This is a genomic window from Leifsonia sp. GW821-FHT13C05 (assembly GCF_058806515.1).
Window position 1 is genome coordinate 388,038 of sequence record NZ_JBXAPT010000001.1, and the last position, 16,346, is coordinate 404,383.

The 16,346-nt window shown below is 71.0% G+C and carries 19 protein-coding genes; all 19 read left to right on the forward strand.

The window, feature by feature from the left end; all coding sequences use genetic code 11:
• Positions 1–8 precede the first annotated feature (8 nt).
• Positions 9–824, forward strand: coding sequence for a protocatechuate 3,4-dioxygenase subunit beta (pcaH, locus tag AC1ROC_RS01830; protein WP_168689545.1), 816 nt, complete (start codon positions 9–11; stop codon positions 822–824).
• Positions 821–1,390, forward strand: a complete 570-nt coding sequence (pcaG, locus tag AC1ROC_RS01835) for a protocatechuate 3,4-dioxygenase subunit alpha (RefSeq protein ID WP_168689544.1) — start codon at positions 821–823, stop codon at positions 1,388–1,390. The genes pcaH and pcaG overlap by 4 nt, the downstream gene beginning before the upstream one ends.
• Positions 1,387–2,802 (forward strand): lyase family protein, encoded by a 1,416-nt coding sequence (locus AC1ROC_RS01840; protein ID WP_492997715.1) that lies wholly within the window; start codon positions 1,387–1,389, stop codon positions 2,800–2,802. The genes pcaG and AC1ROC_RS01840 overlap by 4 nt, the downstream gene beginning before the upstream one ends.
• Positions 2,799–3,998, forward strand: a complete 1,200-nt coding sequence (pcaDC, locus tag AC1ROC_RS01845) for a bifunctional 3-oxoadipate enol-lactonase/4-carboxymuconolactone decarboxylase PcaDC (RefSeq protein ID WP_492997717.1) — start codon at positions 2,799–2,801, stop codon at positions 3,996–3,998. Before AC1ROC_RS01840 ends, pcaDC begins: the two co-directional genes overlap by 4 nt.
• A 54-nt stretch (positions 3,999–4,052) precedes the next feature.
• Positions 4,053–5,333 carry a thiolase family protein gene (locus AC1ROC_RS01850; RefSeq protein WP_492997719.1) on the forward strand — a complete coding sequence of 427 codons (1,281 nt, stop codon included), beginning with the start codon at positions 4,053–4,055 and terminating at the stop codon, positions 5,331–5,333.
• Complete coding sequence (locus tag AC1ROC_RS01855) at positions 5,330–5,998, forward strand: 3-oxoacid CoA-transferase subunit A (protein WP_492997721.1); 669 nt, start codon at positions 5,330–5,332, stop codon at positions 5,996–5,998. The genes AC1ROC_RS01850 and AC1ROC_RS01855 overlap by 4 nt, the downstream gene beginning before the upstream one ends.
• Positions 5,995–6,651 carry a 3-oxoacid CoA-transferase subunit B gene (locus AC1ROC_RS01860; protein WP_492997723.1) on the forward strand — a complete coding sequence of 219 codons (657 nt, stop codon included), beginning with the start codon at positions 5,995–5,997 and terminating at the stop codon, positions 6,649–6,651. Before AC1ROC_RS01855 ends, AC1ROC_RS01860 begins: the two co-directional genes overlap by 4 nt.
• Before the next feature lie 54 nt (positions 6,652–6,705).
• Positions 6,706–7,545, forward strand: coding sequence for an IclR family transcriptional regulator domain-containing protein (locus AC1ROC_RS01865; RefSeq protein WP_492997725.1), 840 nt, complete (start codon positions 6,706–6,708; stop codon positions 7,543–7,545).
• A 12-nt stretch (positions 7,546–7,557) separates the two neighbouring features.
• Positions 7,558–7,821 carry a phosphoribosyl-ATP diphosphatase gene (locus tag AC1ROC_RS01870; RefSeq protein ID WP_055894116.1) on the forward strand — a complete coding sequence of 88 codons (264 nt, stop codon included), beginning with the start codon at positions 7,558–7,560 and terminating at the stop codon, positions 7,819–7,821.
• Positions 7,822–7,869: 48 nt separating this feature from the next.
• On the forward strand, positions 7,870–8,709 hold the full coding sequence (gene hisG / locus AC1ROC_RS01875; protein WP_492997727.1) for an ATP phosphoribosyltransferase: 840 nt from the start codon (positions 7,870–7,872) through the stop codon (positions 8,707–8,709).
• The gene (gene hisF / locus AC1ROC_RS01880; protein WP_085367718.1) at positions 8,709–9,473 is read left to right on the forward strand and encodes an imidazole glycerol phosphate synthase subunit HisF; all 765 of its coding nucleotides are present in this window, start codon (positions 8,709–8,711) and stop codon (positions 9,471–9,473) included. Before hisG ends, hisF begins: the two co-directional genes overlap by 1 nt.
• Positions 9,470–9,850 (forward strand): phosphoribosyl-AMP cyclohydrolase, encoded by a 381-nt coding sequence (gene hisI, locus AC1ROC_RS01885; RefSeq protein WP_085367717.1) that lies wholly within the window; start codon positions 9,470–9,472, stop codon positions 9,848–9,850. Before hisF ends, hisI begins: the two co-directional genes overlap by 4 nt.
• A complete protein-coding gene (locus tag AC1ROC_RS01890; RefSeq protein ID WP_492997730.1) occupies positions 9,847–11,394 on the forward strand; it encodes an anthranilate synthase component I in 1,548 nt (515 codons plus the stop codon). The genes hisI and AC1ROC_RS01890 overlap by 4 nt, the downstream gene beginning before the upstream one ends.
• The gene (locus AC1ROC_RS01895) at positions 11,378–12,112 is read left to right on the forward strand and encodes a Trp biosynthesis-associated membrane protein (RefSeq protein WP_492997732.1); all 735 of its coding nucleotides are present in this window, start codon (positions 11,378–11,380) and stop codon (positions 12,110–12,112) included. Before AC1ROC_RS01890 ends, AC1ROC_RS01895 begins: the two co-directional genes overlap by 17 nt.
• 82 nt (positions 12,113–12,194) lie before the next feature.
• Positions 12,195–12,425, forward strand: coding sequence for a DUF6704 family protein (locus AC1ROC_RS01900; RefSeq protein WP_085367714.1), 231 nt, complete (start codon positions 12,195–12,197; stop codon positions 12,423–12,425).
• Positions 12,426–12,428: 3 nt separating this feature from the next.
• The gene (gene trpC, locus AC1ROC_RS01905) at positions 12,429–13,199 is read left to right on the forward strand and encodes an indole-3-glycerol phosphate synthase TrpC (protein WP_085367713.1); all 771 of its coding nucleotides are present in this window, start codon (positions 12,429–12,431) and stop codon (positions 13,197–13,199) included.
• Positions 13,199–14,410: a tryptophan synthase subunit beta gene (trpB, locus tag AC1ROC_RS01910; protein ID WP_168689538.1), complete on the forward strand. Its 1,212-nt coding sequence runs from the start codon at positions 13,199–13,201 to the stop codon at positions 14,408–14,410. Before trpC ends, trpB begins: the two co-directional genes overlap by 1 nt.
• Positions 14,407–15,201, forward strand: a complete 795-nt coding sequence (trpA, locus tag AC1ROC_RS01915) for a tryptophan synthase subunit alpha (protein ID WP_492997736.1) — start codon at positions 14,407–14,409, stop codon at positions 15,199–15,201. Before trpB ends, trpA begins: the two co-directional genes overlap by 4 nt.
• A gap of 100 nt (positions 15,202–15,301) precedes the next feature.
• Positions 15,302–16,291, forward strand: coding sequence for a prolipoprotein diacylglyceryl transferase (gene lgt, locus AC1ROC_RS01920; protein ID WP_492997738.1), 990 nt, complete (start codon positions 15,302–15,304; stop codon positions 16,289–16,291).
• Positions 16,292–16,346 lie beyond the last annotated feature (55 nt).

The following is a 16,346-nucleotide window of genomic DNA, read 5'->3' on the forward strand; positions in this document are numbered from 1 at the left end:
GGACGCCGATGTCACCCACGACCCCACCCACGACGCCACCCACGCCACCGAACCCGCTCCGGCCGCAGTCGGAGCTGAGCGCGGAGATCCAGGCCATCCACGCCGCATACGCGGACGGGCGGGCGGCAGGCACGCCCGAGGAGCGCGGCACGCGGCGTGACTTCCCGCCGTACCGCAGCTCCCTGCTGCGCCATCCGACCAAAGACCTCCGGCACACCGACCCGGAGACCATCGAGCTGTGGTCGCCCGCGTTCGGCCACCGGGATGTGCACCCGCTCGAGGCCGACCTCACCATCCAGCACAACGGGGAGCCCCTCGGCGAGCGGATGGTCGTGACCGGCCGGGTGCTCGACGGGGACGGCAGACCGGTGCGCGGCCAGCTGGTGGAGATCTGGCAGGCCAACTCCGCCGGGCGATACATCCACAAGCGCGACCAGCACCCCGCCCCGCTCGACCCCAACTTCACCGGGGTGGGACGCTGCATCACGGGGGCGGACGGCAGCTACCGCTTCACGACGATCAAGCCGGGCCCGTACCCCTGGAAGAACCACCACAACGCGTGGCGTCCGGCCCACATCCACTTCTCCCTGTTCGGCACGGACTTCACCCAGCGGATGATCACGCAGATGTACTTCCCCGGCGATCCGCTGTTCGCCCTCGACCCGATCTACCAGTCGATCGTCGACCAGGGGGCGCGCGACCGGCTCGTCGCCCGGTACGACCACGCCGTCACGACGCACGAGTGGGCGACCGGGTACAGCTGGGACATCGTGCTCAGCGGCTCGGGGCGTACCTGGATGGAACCAGAAGGAGACGACGAATGAGCACAGCGCTCGCCCCCACGCCCGGCCAGACCGTCGGCCCGTTCTACGGCTACGCCCTCCCGTTCGCCGGCGATTCCGAGCTCACCCCGCCGGGGGCGGCAGGCACCATCCGGCTGCACGGCACGGTCACCGACGGAGCGGGCGTGCCCGTGCAGGACGCCATCCTCGAACTCTGGCAGGCCGACGAGCACGGAGCAGTGCCCCGCGCCACCGGCTCCCTCCGCCGGGACGGCCACACCTTCACCGGATGGGGGCGAGCGGCCACCGACGACGACGGCCACTACACCTTCAGTACCCGCACGCCGGGACCGACCGAGCAGGGCGCGCCCGCCTTCTTCGCCGTGCTGGTGTTCGCCAGGGGGCTCCTCGACAAGCTGCACACCCGCGCATACCTCCCCGACGACGAGACGGCGCTCGCCGCAGACGCCTTCCTCGCCGCGCTGCCGGAGGACAGGCGAGGCACGCTGATCGCCGAGCGGGAGCCGGACGGCTCGCTGCTGTTCGACATCCGGTTGCAGGGCGACGACGAGACCGTGTTCATCGACTTCGGCGGCGACCGGCGATGACGGACGGAGACGTCGGCATCCTCGATCCGGCGGTGGCAGCATCCGGTGGCGCGGCGCTCTGCACGGACCTGGCCGTGGTGCAGGCGATGCTGGACACCGAGTTCGCCTGGGCGCAGGTGCTGGTCGAGCACGGCGTCGGCGACGCGGCCTGGCTGCCGGCCATCGAGGACGCCTGCGCCGTCGAGCTGTACGATCTGGCCGCTATCGCCGCGGACGCGGCGGGCGGGGGCAACGCGCTCATCCCGTTGCTCGCGCGGCTCAGGGCGACGACGGCCGAGCGGTCGCCGGAGGCCGCGGCGTTCCTGCACCTCGGGGCGACCAGCCAGGACATCGTCGACACGGCGCTGATGCTGGTCGCCGCCCGGACGCTCACTGCGGCCGCGTCCGCTCTGGATGCGACGGCCGACGCCCTGGTGACGCTGGTGGGCGAGCACCGGTCGACGCTGATGGTCGCGCGGACGCTGGCGCAGCACTCGCTGCCGTCCACCTTCGCCCTCAAGGCGGCGCACTGGCTGGCCGGGATCACGGCAGCGCGGAGCCGGCTGGGCGCGCTGCTGCCGACGCTCCCGCTGCAGTGGGGTGGCGCGGCGGGCACGCTGGCGTCGCTCGACACCCTGCGCGGCGTGGACACGCTCGCCCTGGTGGATGCGCTGGCCGCGCGTCTCGGGCTGGCCGCGCCGGTCGCGCCCTGGCAGACGAACAGGTGGCCGGTGCTGCGCGCCGGAGGAGCGGCGGCCGAGGCGGTGGCGGCGTGCGCGGTGATCGGCACGGATGTCGCGCTCCTCAGCCGTCCGGAGTTCGGCGAGCTGTCCGAGCCGCGCGCCGACGGCCGCGGGGTGTCGTCCGCGATGCCGCAGAAGCAGAACCCGGTGCTCTCCGTGCTGCTCAAGCGGGAGGGGCTGCGGGTCGGGCCCGACCTCGGCGCGCTGACCGCCGCCGCCACCGCGACCGTCGACGAGCGCTCGGACGGCGGCTGGCACGCCGAGTGGACGCCGCTGCGGTCGCTCGTGCGCTCGGCGGTGGTGTCTGCGGAACTCGCGGACGAACTGGCCGGCGGGCTGGGCGTGCATCCGGAGCGGATGCGGCAGAACCTCGGGCTGGCCGGTCCCGTTCTGTTGAGCGAGCGCGTCGTCGCCGTGCTCGGCCGGGCTCTCGCCGACCGGGGCGACCACGACGGTCCGCGCGATGTGCGGGCGGCGATGACCGCAGCGCGGGATGGCGACGCCGGCGCCATCGAGCGTTCCCTGCTCGCTACGCTCGGGGCGGACCGGCTCGCCGCCGCGCTCGGCGGCACGACGCTGAGCGACCTGCTCGATTCGGCGGGCTACCTCGGCAGGGCCGACGACTTCTGCGCCAGGATCGTGGCGGAGGCGACCACACGGACACCCCTCGGCAAGGAGCCACGCGCATGAGCGTTCCCACCGTCGTCCTCACCGCCCTCGCACAGCGGGCAGGCGACCCCGCCACGCCCGTGCTGGTGCTCGGGCCGTCGCTCGGAACATCGGTCAGCGCCGTCTGGGCACCGGCCGTGCCGTACCTGGCCGAACGCTACACCGTGATCGGCTGGGATCTGCCCGGTCACGGGCGCAGTCCCCGGCCGGATGCGCCGTTCACGCTGGCCGAACTCGCCTCCGGTGTGCGGGCGGCGCTCGACGCGGCGCGTGCCGCCGGCGACCTCGGCGACGGCGCGCTGTTCGCCGCGGGGGTGTCGCTCGGCGGCATCACGACGCTGCGCCTGGCCCTGGATGCGCCGGCCCTGTTCTCCGGGATCGGACTCGTCTGCTCCGGCGCGAGGATCGGCGAACCGGGCGCGTGGCGGGCTCGGGCGGAGACGGTGCGTGCGCAGGGCACGCCGACCATGCTGGCCGGGTCGGCACAACGCTGGTTCGCGCCCGGCTTCCTGGAACGGGAGCCCGCGGTGTCCAGCCGCCTGCTGCACTCGCTGTCCGACGCGGACAAGGACGGATACGCTGCGTGCTGCGACGTGCTGGCGGAGGCCGACCTGGTGGCCGAGTTGCCGCGCATCCCGGTGCCGGTGGTGGCGATCGCGGGGGAGCACGACGGGGTCGTGACCGGTGAGGACGCGTGGATCGTGGCCAGCGGTGTCGCTGTGGGTTCCGCCGAGTGGGTGCCGGGTGCCGGGCATCTCGCATCGGCCGAGCGGCCGGAGCGCGTGGCCGAGATACTGATGCGGCACTTCGCGCGGGCCGCGGGCGCCGACAGCACCGCGGCTGACAGCTACGGGGCCGGGATGCGCGTGCGCCGCCAGGTGCTCGGCGCCGAGCACGTCGACCGGGCCACCGCGCGCAGCGCCGGAGCGGTGGACGAGGACTTCCAGGAGCTGATCACCCGGTACGCCTGGGGCTCGATCTGGACCAGGCCCGGCCTGCCGCGCACGATGCGCAGCGCCATCACCCTCACGGCGCTGATCGCGGGCGGGCACTGGGAGGAGTTCGAGCTGCACCTGCACGCTGCGCTGCGGAACGGGCTGACCGTCGCCGAGATCCGCGAGGTGATCATGCAGAGCGCCGTGTACTGCGGCGTCCCCGCGGCCAATCACGCGTTCTCCATAGCCAGCGGCATCCTGGCGCCCGACAGCGCGCGGTAGGATGTTCACCAGACGCACGCGTGTTCGCAGAGCGAACATCGCGAGCAACACGCAGTGAAGGAGACCCCGGTGCAGCACGCATACCTCTACGACGCGGTGCGGACACCGTTCGGCCGGTTCGGCGGCGGGCTCGCCGCGATCAGGCCGGACGACCTGGCCGCGGCGGTGGTCTCCGGGATCGTCGAACGGAGCCCGGCTCTCGACCTTGAGCGGATCGACGGCGTGGTGTTCGGCAACGCGAACGGCGCCGGCGAGGAGAACCGCAACGTGGCGAGGATGGCGACACTGCTCGGCGGGCTGCCCACGAGCATCCCCGGCACGACGGTCAACCGCCTCTGCGGCTCGTCGCTCGACGCGGCGATGATGGCGAGCCGGGAGATCGAGGTGGGCGACGCCGACCTGCTCGTCGTCGGCGGCGTCGAGTCGATGACGCGCGCGCCCTGGGTGCTGCCGAAGACCGAGCGCCCGTATCCCGCGGGCGACCTGGGCCTCGCCTCCACCACGCTCGGCTGGCGGCTGGTGAACCCGGCCATGCCGGCGGAGTGGACGGTGTCGCTCGGCGAGGCCACGGAGATCCTGCGCGAGAAATGCGGTGTCACGCGCGAGCGGCAGGACGCGTTCGCCGCCCGCTCGCACCGGCTCGCGGACGCCGCCTGGCGCGCAGGACGATACGACGCCCAGGTGCTCGGGATGGACGGGGTCGCGCTGGAACGCGACGAGAGCATCCGGCCGGGGAGCACGGTCGAGGTGCTCGCCGGGCTGAAGACGGTGTTCCGCCCGGCGGGGGACACCGCGGAGGGCGGCACGGTGACGGCGGGCAACGCCTCTCCGCTCACCGACGGAGCCGGCGCGCTGTTCGTCGGCTCGGAGGCCGCGGCCGACCGGCTCGGCCGGGCACCGCTCGCGCGCGTCGCCGGGCGAGGAGCGTGGGCGAACGAGCCGCAGCTGTTCGGCTTCGCTCCCGTCGAGGCGGCGAACCGTGCGGTGAAGCGTGCAGGCATCACCTGGGCGGAGGTGGGCGCCGTCGAGCTGAACGAGGCGTTCGCCGCGCAGTCGCTCGCCTGCCTGGACGCCTGGCCCATCGACCTCGCCATCGTCAACGCCTGGGGTGGCGCCATCGCCATCGGCCACCCGCTCGGCGCGACGGGCACCCGTCTGCTCGGGACGCTCGCCGCGCGGCTGGTCGCCGAGAACCAGCGCTGGGGCGTCGCCGCCCTGTGCATCGGCGTCGGCCAGGGGCTCGCGATCGTGCTCGAGAACGTGAGCGGAACGGCCGTCAGCACCACCGCCGTCAGCGCTACCGCCGTCAGCACCACGCAGGGAGACACCGCATGACCACCATCACCGACAGCGCGCTGGAGGCCGTGTCGAGCATCCAGGACGGCGCCACGGTGCTCATCGGCGGCTTCGGCAAGGCCGGGCAGCCGGTCGAGCTGATCGACGCGCTCCTCGAACACGGCGCAACCGACCTGACGGTCGTGAACAACAACGCGGGCAACGGCGACGAAGGTCTCGCGGCACTGATCGGTGCGCGCCGGGTGCGGAAGATCATCTGTTCCTTCCCCCGCCAGTCCGACTCGCACCGCTTCGACGAGGAGTACCGAGCGGGCAGGATCGAGCTGGAACTCGTTCCGCAGGGCAACCTCGCCGAGCGCATCCGGGCGGCGGGCGCGGGCATCGGCGGCTTCTTCACGCCGACCGGCTACGGCACCACCCTCGCCGGCGGCAAGGAGACCAGGATGCTCGGCGGCGTCGGGCAGGTGTTCGAGCTGCCCATCCACGGCGACGCCGCCCTCATCACCGCGCGCACCGCCGACCGGCAGGGCAACCTCGTCTACCGCAAGACCGCCAGGAACTTCGGCCCGATCATGGCGACCGCGGCCGCGACGACGATCGCTCAGGTCGGCTGGGTCGTGCCGACCGGCGCCATCGACCCGGAGACCGTCGTCACCCCGAGCATCTTCGTCAACATCGTGGTCGACCTGAAGGAGTCGCTGTGAACGCACCACTGACCAGGGCCGAGCTGGCCGAGCGCGTGGCTGCCGACATCCCGCCAGGATCATTCGTGAACCTCGGGATCGGCCAGCCCACGCTCGTCTCCGACTACTTCGCCCCCGGTCAGGACGTGATCCTGCACACCGAGAACGGGATGCTCGGCATGGGGCGGCAGGCGGTCGGCGCCGAGGTCGACGACGACCTGATCAACGCGGGCAAGATCCCGGTGACCGAGCTGCCGGGCGCGTCGTATTTCCACCACGCAGACTCGTTCGCGATCATGCGCGGCGGCCACCTCGACGTGTGCGTGCTCGGCGCGTTCCAGGTGTCCGCCTCCGGCGACCTGGCCAACTGGCACACCGGGGAGCCGGATGCGATCCCGGCCGTCGGAGGGGCGATGGACCTGGCGACCGGCGCCAAGCAGATCTTCATCATGATGAATCTGTTCGGCAAAGACGGCAGGAGCAAGCTGGTTCCGGTCTGCGACTACCCGGTCACGGGCATCGGATGCGTCAGCCGGGTGTACACCGACGTCGCCGTGTTCGAGCTGGCGGACGGGCGGGTCACGGTGACGGACACCTTCGGCGTGACCGTCGCTGAACTACAATCGAGGCTCGATGTCCCCCTCGACGTCGCGCCCGGACTCGCCGGGACCTGAGCGGGGGCGTCGCAGGGCACGGAAGGGGAGCCAGTGGCGCAGGCGGAGAGGCCAGTGGACGACCCGTCCGCGAAGCCGGCGGAGGTCGGCGACGACCACTTCGTGCAGTCGCTCGCGCGCGGGCTCGCTGTCATCCGCGCTTTCGACGCGGACGACCCGGCCATGACGCTCAGCGAGGTGGCCAGGAAGACCGGGATGAGCCGCGCGGCGGCCCGGCGCTTCCTGCTGACCCTGATCGACCTCGGCTACCTGCGCACGGACGGCCGCGAGTTCCAGCTCACGGCCAAGGTCCTGGAACTTGGATACGCGTACCTCTCCGGCCAGTCCCTCCCGCAGCTCGCCACTCCGGTGCTGGAGGAGCTCTCCGCCGAACTGGGGGAGAGCGTCTCGATGGCCGTGCTCGACGGCACGGACATCGTCTACGTCGCCCGGGTGCACACGCGCAGGATCATGTCGGTCGCCATCGCCGTCGGCACCCGGTTTCCCGCATACGCGACCTCGATGGGACGCGTCCTGCTCGCCGGGCTCACCGAGACACAGATCGGCGCCGTGCTCGCCCGCAGCGACCTCCGGAAGCTGACCCCCAGGACCACGACGGACCCGGCGGCGCTCCTGGATGCGATCCTTGCGGTCGCGCGGGACGGCTGGGCGTCCGTCGACCAGGAGCTGGAACCCGGGCTGCGGTCCATCGCGGTGCCGGTGCGAAACCCGGCCGGCGCCGTCGTTGCCGCGATCAACGTGTCGCTCTCAGCCGGGCTGCTGCCCCCGGAGGACGACGGGGAGCGCACCACGCGCATCCGGAGTGCACTGCTGTCCGCGGCCGATCGGCTGCTCGACATCCAGCGGACCGTCGCCGTTCCGCCGCCGATGTCCGGCGGGCCGTTCGCAAGCTAGTAGCCTGTAGTGGTGAAAACCTTCGACGACCTCTTCGCCGAGCTCAGCGAGAAGGCCGCGACCCGCCCGGAGGGTTCCGGCACGGTTCGTGAGCTGGATGCTGGCGTGCACGCCATCGGAAAGAAGATCGTGGAGGAGGCGGCCGAGGTCTGGATGGCCGCCGAATACCAGTCGGACGAAGAGACGGCCGAAGAGATCTCGCAGCTGCTCTACCACCTCCAGGTGCTGCTCATCGCGAAGGGCCTCAGCCCCGCGGACGTGTACCGACATCTGTGACCGGTACACCCGCGTCCTGATCGTCCCCCTGTACACGAAAGACCACCCATGCTGAAGATCGCCGTTCCCAACAAAGGCTCCCTCTCCGAGACCGCGGCGCAGATGCTGCACGAGGCCGGATACGTCGGCCGCCGCGACCCCAAAGAGCTGATCGTCACCGACGCCCGCAACGACGTCGAGTTCTTCTACCTGCGCCCGCGCGACATCGCGACGTACGTCGGCTCCGGCGCGCTCGACGTCGGCATCACCGGCCGCGACCTGCTGCTCGACTCCGGATCCACGGCGGGCGAGATCGCCTCGCTCGACTTCGCAGCGTCCACCTTCCGGTTCGCGGGCCCCACCGGCGCGTTCTCCGCGCTGGCCGACCTCGACGGCAAGCGCGTCGCCACCAGCTATCCGGGACTCGTCGGAGCGTTCCTCGCCGAGAACGGGATCGCCTCCACCCTCATCAAGCTCGACGGCGCCGTGGAGTCCGCCGTGCGCCTCGGCGTCGCTGACGCCGTGGCCGACGTCGTCGAGACCGGCACGACGCTGCGCAAGCAGGGCCTGGAGATCTTCGGCCCGGTCATCCTCGAGTCGGAGGCCGTGCTGATCTCCTCCGCCTCGCCCGCCGCCGGGGTCGACACGCTGCTGCGCAGGCTGCAGGGCGTCATGGTCGCCCGCCAGTACGTGCTCATCGACTACAACCTGCCCGCCGTGCTGCTCGACAGGGCCGTCGCCCTCACCCCCGGGGTCGAGTCGCCGACCGTGTCCCCGCTCGGGGAGCCGGACTGGCTGGCCGTGCGCGTGATGATCAAGCGCGACCAGGTCAACCACATCATGGATGCGCTCTACGAGCTGGGAGCGCGTGCCATCCTCGTCACGTCGATCCACGCTGCGCGGATCTGATGTCCGTCGCCGTCCGGGTCATCCCGTGCCTCGATGTGGCAGACGGCCGCGTCGTCAAGGGCGTCAACTTCCAGAACCTGCGTGACGCGGGCGATCCTGTCGCGCTCGCGCGCCGGTACTACGAGCAGGGGGCGGACGAGCTGACCTTCCTCGACGTCACGGCGACGGTCGACAACCGTTCGACCACCTACGACGTGGTGCGCGCGACGGCCGAGCAGGTCTTCATCCCGCTCACCGTCGGCGGCGGCGTGCGCAGCCCGGAGGACGTCTCCCGCCTGCTCGCCAGCGGGGCGGACAAGGTGGGCGTGAACTCCGCCGCCATCGCCCGGCCCGAGCTGGTGGCCGAGATCGCCGACCGGTTCGGCGCGCAGGTGCTCGTGCTCTCGCTCGACGTCAAGCGGTCGGCGGCGACCGCATCCGGATTCGTGGTCACCACGCACGGCGGCCGAACGGAGACCGACCTCGACGCCCTGGAGTGGGCCGAGCGCGCGATCGGGCTGGGGGCCGGCGAGCTGCTGGTCAACTCGATCGACGCCGACGGCACCAAGGAGGGCTTCGACACCGAACTCATCCGGTTGATGCGCGGCATCAGCAGTGTTCCCGTCATCGCCTCCGGCGGCGCGGGAAAGGTCGCAGACTTCGTTCCAGCCATCGAGGCGGGGGCGGATGCGGTACTCGCCGCGAGCGTGTTCCACTCCGGTGAGATGACGATCGGCGACGTGAAGGACGAACTCGTCCGCGCCGGGTTGGAGATCAGGGCATGACCGCAGCAGACCCCGCCATCATCGAGCGCGTCGCCTTCAACGGCGACGGCCTGGTCCCGGCGATCATCCAGCAGTGGGACACCAAAGAGGTCCTGATGATGGGCTGGATGGACGCGGAGGCGCTCAGCCGCACGCTCACCGAGGGGCGCGTCACGTTCTGGTCGCGCTCCCGCCAGGAGTACTGGCGCAAGGGGGACACGTCCGGGCACGCACAGTACGTCAAGGGCGCTGCGCTCGACTGCGACGGAGACACCCTGCTGGTGACCGTCGAGCAGATCGGCGCCGCCTGCCACACTGGAACCCGCACCTGCTTCGACGCCGACCAGCTCACACCCGTGGTCGGCCACGTCGAGGCGAGCCCCACGGAGGATTCGTGATCGACACCGTCACCAGCTCCACCACCCGCGACGCGTTCGCGCGGCTGCTCGACGACCACAGGGTCGTCCCGGTCGTGCGCGAGCTGTTCGCGGACGGAGAGACCCCTGTCGGCATCTACCGCAAGCTCGCGGACGGACGCCCTGGCACCTTCCTGCTCGAATCGGCGGAGCAGGGCGGCATCTGGTCGCGGTTTTCGTTCGTCGGCGTCTCGTCGTTCGGCGTGCTCACCCAGCAGGGGGATGCGGTGCGCTGGCTCGACTACGGCATCCCGGCGGAGCGGGCCATCGGCTCCACCGCCGACCTGCCGCCGCTGGAAGCCCTCGCCGCGCTGTATGCGCGGTGGCAGACGCCGCGCATCCCCGGCCTGCCCCCGCTGACCGGGGGACTGGTCGGCTTCATCGGCTGGGAAGCGATCCGCCAGATCGAGCGGCTGCCGCACCAGCCGCCCGCGGACTACGACATGCCCGGTCAGGCCCTCGCGTTCTGCTCCGACCTGGTCGCGATCGACCACCGGTACGGCACCGTTCAGCTGATCGCCACCGTCCTCAACGACGGCGTCGACGACGCGGACACGATGTGGGAGGCCGCTCAAGAGCGGCTCGACGCGATGCAGGCCGGTCTAGCCCGGCCGTCGGAGGCGTGGCTCGCCCAGGTCGATCTGGGCACGCCCGCGCATCCGGTGTCGCGCACGGCGAAGGACGACTTCCTGGCCGCCGTGGTGACCGCGAAAGAGCGGATCGTCGACGGTGACATCTTCCAGGTCGTCATCTCGCAGCGCTTCGAGCTGGACTGTGAGGCCGCGCCGCTCGACGTGTACCGCGTGCTGCGCTCGCTCAACCCGAGCCCGTACATGTACCTCCTGGCGCTCGAACGGCCGGACGGCGGGGAGTACTCCATCGTCGGGTCGTCCCCGGAGGCGCTGGTGAAGGTGCAGGACGGGCGCGCGTTCACGCATCCCATCGCCGGGTCCCGCCCGCGCGGTGCGTCGCCGGAAGAGGACCTCGACCTGGAGACCTCGCTGCTGGCCGACGACAAGGAGCGCGCCGAGCACCTGATGCTCGTCGACCTGGCCCGCAACGACCTGCTCAAGGTCTGTGCCGCCGGTTCCGTCGAGGTGACGGAGTTCATGCGCGTCGAGCGGTTCAGCCACATCATGCACATCGTGTCGAGTGTCGAGGGCGACGTGCTGCCGGACAAGTCGGCGGTGGATGTGTTCCGCGCCACCTTCCCGGCCGGCACCCTCTCCGGGGCTCCGAAGCCGAGGGCGCTGGAGATCATCGACGAGCTGGAACCGGCGCAGCGCGGTGTGTACGGCGGCGTGATCGGCTACTTCGGGTTCTCCGGGGACGCCGATCTCGCCATCGCCATCCGCACGGCGACCATCATGGACGGCGTCGCCCGCGTGCAGGCCGGAGGCGGCCTGGTGGCGGACTCCGTGCCGCAGAGCGAGTTCGAGGAGTCGCAGAACAAGGCGGCTGCCCCGCTGCGCGCGGTCGCCGTGGCGAACGCGATGAGGCGGGTGACCGGTGAGCGAGCAGTCTGAGCCCGTCGTCGAGCGTCCCGTCTCCCGTAGGGCGAAGTACCTGACGCTGCTGGCGCTGGTGGTCGGCAGCGGCCTCGCCCTGCTCGCATCCACGCAGACCTGGTTCACGGTGCACCTCACCGACGTCGCGGAGCACACCACGACGCTCGCGGTGCCCGGGTCAGCGGCTGCGCCGGCGCTCACCGCGCTCTCGCTGGCCGGGCTGGCCCTCGCGGCCGCCCTGGCCATCGCCGGTCCGGCGTTCCGCATCGTCCTCGCGCTGCTCGGGCTGCTGCTCGGCGCCTCGGTGCTCATCTCCTCGATCAGCGCCCTGGCGGACGCGCTCCGCGCCTCGACGGCGACGATCACCACGGCCACAGGCGTCGCGGGGTCCGCGTCGATCGCGCGCCTGGTCGACACGGTTGCCGCCGAGTTCTGGCCGGGTGTCGCCGTGGCGGGCGGGGTAGTGCTCGTCCTCGCCAGCGCGGCCGTCGTCGTCACGAACCGGCTCTGGCCCGGCTCGTCGCGCAAGTACCAGACGCGCTTCGAGGACGAGGACGGTACGACGCTCCTCCTCGACCACGACGCGGACGCTGAATCCGGCGCGACCGTCTCCGACGACGCGGAGGCACGTGCCGCCGCGGACGGAGAGACCCCATCCGGTGCAGCGGCCATCGACAAGGACACCGCCATCGACAGCTGGGACGACCTCAGCCGTGGCGAAGACCCCACCCGCTGACCCACCGCTAGACTTGAACAGCACCACCCCGATCCATCGTGCGCGACGCTGAGCGCCGCGCACCTCACGAAGCAGGAGTCCCATGAGCACCGAGTCAGTCGAGCCAGGCCACGGTCACTCGCCGGCGGCGTGGACGGCCGTCATCATCATGCTGGTGGCCTTCGCCATCGGCGCCGTCGCGTTCTTCTTCGAGGCGCCGATCGTCGTCTGGTCGGCCGCTGGACTCGCGATCGTCGGTCTCATCGTCGGCTGGGCCATGAAGAAGGCCGGGTACGGCGTCGACGGCACGAAGTACCAGCCGAAGGGCCACTGACGCGTGCTGGACGACCTCGTCGCCGGCGCCCGTGAAGACGCCGAGCGGCGCCGGGCAGAGCGCCCGCTGTCCGTTGTCGAGGCCGAGGCGGCCGACCGTGCTCCCGCTCTGGATGCGCTGAGCCACCTCGCCCCTGCCGACCGCGTCAAGATCATCGCCGAGGTGAAGCGCGCGAGCCCGTCCCGCGGCTCGCTCGCCGACATCCCGGATCCAGCGGCCCTCGCCGTCTCGTACGAGACGGGGGGAGCGAGTGCGATCAGCGTCCTCACCGAGGAGCGCAGGTTCAAGGGATCGCTCGCCGATCTGGAGGCCGTGCGCGACGCCGTCTCCATCCCCGTGCTGCGCAAGGAGTTCGTCTCCGACCCGTACCAGGTGTTCGAGGCGCGCGCGGCGGGAGCCGACCTCGTGCTGCTCATCGTCGCTGCGCTCGACCAGCGGAAGCTCGTCGAGCTGCACGAGCTGATCACCTCGCTCGGCATGACCTCGCTCGTCGAGGCGCACACGGCGGACGAGCTCAGCCGTGCGCTCGACACGGGCGCAGGTCTCGTGGGCGTCAACGCCCGCAACCTCTCCACGTTCGAACTGGACAAGGACCTGTTCGGCCGGCTGGCCGACCGCATCCCGTCCGGTGTCATCCGCGTCGCGGAGTCCGCCGTGAAGTCGGCGGACGACGTCGCGCACTATCGGGCGGCCGGCGCAGACGTCGTCCTCGTCGGCGAGGCTCTCGTCACGAGCGACCCCGTCGCGACGCTCGAAGAATTCCTGGTGGCCTGATGTCCCTGCGTTCCGAAACCGGCCCGTACTTCGGCGACTTCGGAGGGCGTTTCGTCCCCGAATCCCTCGTCGCAGCCCTCGACGAGCTGTCGGCGGCCTGGGAGGCCGCGAAGGCCGACCCGGCGTTCCACGCCGAGCTCGACGAGCTGAACCGCTCGTACACCGGGCGTCCGTCGATCATCACCGAGGTGCCGCGGTTCGCGGAGCACGCCGGTGGGGCACGCATCATCCTGAAGCGCGAAGACCTCAACCACACGGGCTCGCACAAGATCAACAACGTGCTCGGCCAGGCGATCCTCACGAAGCGCATCGGCAAGACGCGCGTGATCGCGGAGACCGGCGCCGGGCAGCACGGCGTCGCCACCGCGACGGCTGCAGCGCTGTTCGGGCTCGAATGCACCATCTACATGGGCGAGGTCGACACCGAGCGCCAGGCGCTCAACGTGGCCAGGATGCGCCTGCTCGGCGCGGAGGTCGTCGCCGTCAAGACGGGATCGCGCACCCTCAAGGACGCGATCAACGACGCCATGCGCGACTGGGTCACCAACGTCGAGAACACCAACTACATCTTCGGCACCGTCGCGGGCCCCCACCCGTTCCCGGCGATGGTCCGCGACCTGCAGAAGATCATCGGCGAAGAGGCGCGCCAGCAGGTCATCGACCTCACCGGATCCCTCCCGGATGCCGTTGTCGCCTGCGTCGGTGGCGGATCGAATGCGATGGGCATCTTCCACGCCTTCCTCGACGACGAAGACGTGCGCCTGATCGGCTACGAGGCCGGGGGCGAGGGAGCGGAGACCCCGCGCCACGCCGCCACCATCACCAAGGGACGCCCCGGCGTCCTGCACGGCGCGCGCAGCATGCTGCTGCAGGACGAGGACGGCCAGACCATCGAGTCCCACTCGATCTCCGCCGGGCTCGACTACCCGGGCGTCGGACCGGAGCACGCGTGGCTCGCCTCCATCGGCCGAGCGCAGTACCTGCCGATCTCGGATGCTGAGGCGATGGATGCGCTGCGCCTGCTCAGCCGCACGGAGGGCATCATTCCCGCCATCGAATCCTCACACGCTCTCGCCGGGGCGCTGAAGCTCGGCCAGGAGCTCGGGAAGGACGCCGTCATCCTGGTGAACCTCAGTGGCCGCGGAGACAAGGACATGGAGACCGCAGGACGGTACTTCGACCTGATCGACACCGACGCGGTGCAGTCGTGACCGGCGCGCAGCACGGCGTCGAGAGCGTCATCGCCCGGCGCAACGCCGACGCATCCGGTGCCCTGATCGGCTACCTTCCCGCCGGGTTCCCCGACCTGAAGACCAGCATCGATGCGGCCGTCGCGCTCGCGCAGAACGGCGTCGACGCGATCGAGCTCGGCCTGCCGTACTCCGACCCCGTCATGGACGGCACGGTCATCCAGGCCGCCACCCAGCAGGCGCTCTCCAACGGATTCCGGCTGCGGGACGGCTTCACCGCCGTGCGCGAGATCACCGCCCAGGTGGATGTGCCGGTCCTGGTCATGACCTACTGGAACCCGGTGCTGCAGTACGGCGTCGACCGGTTCGCGGACGACCTGCTCTCTGCGGGGGGAGCCGGGCTCATCACGCCCGACCTCATCCCGGACGAGGGAGCAGCGTGGCTCGCCGCCTCCGACCGCACAGGGCTCGACCGCGTGTTCCTCGCCGCCCCGTCGTCCACCGACGCGCGGCTGCGCCAGACCGTTGAGGCGAGCCGCGGCTTCGTCTACGCCGTCTCGACGATGGGCATCACCGGAGCACGCGCCGACGTCGACTCCGCCGCCCGCGCCCTGGTGGCGCGCCTGCGCGACGCCGGTGCGACGAGCACCTGCGTGGGCGTCGGCATCTCGACGGCCGCCCAGGTGGCCGAGGTGCTCCAGTACTCCGACGGCGCGATCGTGGGCTCTGCGCTCGTGAAAGCGCTGGCCGACGACAGCGTCGCGGGCGTCTCCCGCCTCGCGGCAGCCCTCGCAGAGGGCACCGCCGCCTAGGCGCGGCGGCTCTTCCAAACAGAATTAGACTATGGTGGCCGCGCGTGGTCTTCGCGCGGTCTGATCAACACGAAAGGTGAGTCATCGGGTGTTTGCGACGATGAGCAGCTGGTACGCGAGCATCCCCAGCCCCGGGCCGGAGTGGCAGCAGATCCCGATCGACATCTTCGGGCTGCACTGGCGCATCCAGACGTACGCGATCTGCATCCTGATCGGCATCGTCGTCGCCGCCATGTGGACGTCGAGGCGGCTGTCGAAGCGCGGGGGAGAGCCGGGCGTCGTGCTCGACATCATCCTCTGGGCCGTGCCGCTCGGCATCATCGGGGCACGCTTCTACCACGTGATCACCCACCCGGCTGACTACTTCTTCCCCGGCGCCGACCTGCTCAAGACCCTGTACATCTGGGAGGGCGGGAACGCCATCTTCGGTGCGCTGATCGGTGGAGCCGTCGGCGCGTACATCGGCTGCCGCTGGTCCGGCATCCGGTTCTGGTCGTTCGCGGACGCCCTCGCGCCGGCCATGCTGCTCGCGCAGGCGCTCGGCCGTCTCGGCAACTACTTCAACCAGGAGCTGTTCGGCCTGCCGACCAACCTCCCGTGGGGCCTGCAGATCGACGCGGGCAATAAGGCCATCCCGGTCGGCCTGCCGGACGACACCCTGTTCCAGCCGCTGTTCCTCTACGAGATCATCTGGAACGTCATCGGCATCGCGGTCATCATCCTGCTGGAGCGCAAGTTCCAGCTGCGCTGGGGCAAGGCATTCGCCGTCTACCTCATCTGGTACGGCCTCGGCCGCTCCTACCTGGAGTCGATCCGCATCGACCCGAGCGAGTTCAGCTTCCTGGGCATCCCGACCAACGTGTGGGCCGCGTTCGCCGCCGTCGTGCTCGGCATCGTGCTCTTCATCGTGCAGAGCCGCCGCCACCCCGGACTCGAGCCGAGCGTGTACCGGCCCGGTCGTGAATGGGTTCGGCCCGATGCTGAGGTAGACTCGGACGACACCTACTCGGATGACGAGGTTTCCGGCGCCGACGCCGCGGAGCCCACCGAAAAGGACGCAGCCAAGGCCACAAGCCCACTCGGCTCGTAATCACTCGTCGAGGCCATCCCCGAGCCTCATCACCCTCACCGTCTCCCAAGGCTGC